This is a genomic window from Haemophilus sp. SZY H53 (assembly GCF_054332375.1).
Window position 1 is genome coordinate 1 of record NZ_JBTGNV010000044.1, and the last position, 593, is coordinate 593.

Below are 593 nucleotides of genomic sequence, written 5' to 3' on the forward strand. Positions count from 1 at the left end.
AATTTAACGATGATTTCGTGATTATGATGACGCCAGTTTTCTAATTCCGTTGGCTGCCATTCACCTTTGATTTTTAAAAACCAAGGTTGATAATCAAAAATGCTTTCAGCTTGTTCTGTTGATGAATAAATACGTAACCACCCACGGATACCGTAGGTTGAGCCTAATTTGCCCACAACTTCAATACGTTGTTGTTCCATATTTTCACCTATCTTAGTTTAAGAACTAAATCAAAAAGCGAGATTATGCTTTTTGAGCTTCTTTTACCAAAGTTGCAACACGGTCTGAAAGTGATGCACCTTGAGCAACCCAGTGGTTTACACGCTCAAGATCAACACGAAGACGCTCTGCGTTACCTTGTGCGATTGGGTTGAAGAAACCTACACGCTCAATGAAACGACCGTCACGTGGTGAACGACTGTCAGCTACTACGATTTGATAAAATGGGCGTTTTTTAGCTCCGCCACGAGATAAACGAATGGTTACCATAACCTTCCTCTAAATGTTTAATGACTAAAAGAATATTCTCAAACTCGAAAGTGATTTAAGAATATAGCTTACTTTTTTCTCTGTATATATAGACAAAAAGCCTG

At 38.4% G+C, this 593-nt stretch carries 1 protein-coding gene and 1 pseudogene; both read right to left on the bottom strand.

What is annotated here, in order from left to right:
• A pseudogene (gene rimM / locus ACXVWB_RS11255) lies at positions 1-200 on the bottom strand (ribosome maturation factor RimM); the annotation flags it as partial.
• A gap of 43 nt (positions 201-243) precedes the next feature.
• Positions 244-489: a 30S ribosomal protein S16 gene (rpsP, locus tag ACXVWB_RS11260; protein WP_005697005.1), complete on the bottom strand. Its 246-nt coding sequence runs from the start codon at positions 487-489 to the stop codon at positions 244-246.
• Positions 490-593: the final 104 nt, after the last annotated feature.

Bases quoted from the DNA above. Each gene is read 5' to 3' on its own strand.
- rpsP (WP_005697005.1), bottom strand. From the start codon at position 489: ATGGTAACCATTCGTTTATCTCGTGGCGGAGCTAAAAAACGCCCATTT.